The organism is Haloferax sp. s1 (assembly GCF_058382125.1).
In genome coordinates this window covers 1-1595 of the sequence record NZ_JBZRPK010000170.1, presented here as the reverse complement: position 1 = coordinate 1595, position 1595 = coordinate 1, and the positions used below count along the sequence as shown (strand labels likewise).

1 protein-coding gene is annotated in these 1595 nt (G+C 65.3%); it reads left to right on the top strand.

Annotation, left to right across the window (positions count from 1 at the left end):
• Window positions 1-1527 (top strand): methyl-accepting chemotaxis protein (locus tag QT222_RS01335; protein ID WP_491476056.1); only part of this gene is annotated, 1527 nt, incomplete at its 5' end.
• Between the last annotated feature and the right edge of the window lie 68 nt (window positions 1528-1595).

Here is a 1595-nt window from a genome sequence, read left to right as displayed (position 1 = left end):
CTCGTCGCCTACGCACCGGCGGGGGAGAACATGGCCGTCCTCGTTCACGTGCCGACGGCCAGCGCCTACTCCCTCGGCCGAACAGTCGGTATGCTCGTTGCCGCGCTGGTGCTCGTCGTCCTCTTTTCCCTCGCCGGATTGGGTGCAGTCGTCAACGCCAACACCGCCGTGCCGCTCGCGTCGCTTGCCGAGCGTGTCGGACGACTCCGTGACGGCGACCTCGACGTAGACCTCCCGATGTGGCGAACCGACGAACTCGGCGCTGTCGTCGACGGTATCGACGACTTACGGACCGACCTCCACGAACAGCGGTCGGACGCGGAGGCATACGGAGAACGCATTAGTCGCGCCGCAGACGGCGACCTCTCGGTTCGGTTGCCGACCGACTCGACCAGTCGGGACATGCGCGTCGTCGCCGAATCGTACAACGAGATGATGGATGCCGTAGAATCGACGGTCGAGTCCGTCTCAGCCTTCGGCGACGAAGTCACCGCCCGCAGCGACGACGTGGCGCAGGCAACTGCGGAAGTCCGCGATGCGGCCGACCAAGTTGCCCGGTCGGTCGAGCAAATCTCCGGCGGGGCCGAAGAACAGACCGACAACCTCGTCGCGCTCTCCGGCGAGATGGACGAACTCTCGGCGTCGGTCGAACAGGTCGCGGCGGCCGCAGGTGACCTCTCGACGCTCTCTGCGGAGGCCGCCGACCGAACCGACAACGGGATTCAGGTCGCATCAGCCGCCCTCTCGGGGATGGACGACATCCGTGAGGAGACCGACAAGGCGGTCGAAGAGGTCGAAGCGCTGGACGAACGCCTCGCCGAAATCGAGTCGATTACGGATGTCATCTCCGGTATCGCGGAGCAGACCAACATCCTCGCGCTGAACGCCTCTATCGAGGCCGCGCGCGCAGGCGACGCCGGCGAAGGGTTCGCCGTCGTCTCCGAGGAAGTCAAGCAACTCGCAGAAGAGAGTCAGGAGTACGCAGAGACCATCGCCGAACTCGTCTCCGACCTGCAGGACCAACGAGACGCTGTCGTCGAGCGAATCGACGAGATGCGCGACCGCGTTACCGAGGAAGCAGATGCGGTCGAAAACGCCATCGACTCACTCGACGGCGTGGTCGACCGAGTCGAAGAGACTCACCACAGCGTCTCCGAGATAGACCGCGCGACCGACGAGCAGGCCGACTCCGCACAGGAAGTGCTGGCGATGGCCGACGAAGTGGCTGGTATCGGCGAGGAAACGACGAGCGAAGCCGAGAGCGTCTCCGCCGCCGTCGAGGAACAGGCCGCCCGCTTGCAGGAGGTTGCGGCGGTCGCAACTGACCTCGTCGAGAGCGCGGACGACCTCGACGACGCACTCGCGCAGTTCGACCCCGATGCTGCTTCGGCTGTCGACTTTGACGCTACCGCCGCCGTTGACGTTGCTGCCGACGACGACACTGAACTCGACTTCGACCACGAGAACGCCGAAACGGACTCTGCGGGCGACCTCGGCCCGAACCGCCCGCCAGCGGCTGACGCCTGAAACATAACTCTCCCCAACGAATCGGCCCTCCAATTCCCCTGCGATTCGCCCCCCTAATTCCCCCGCAA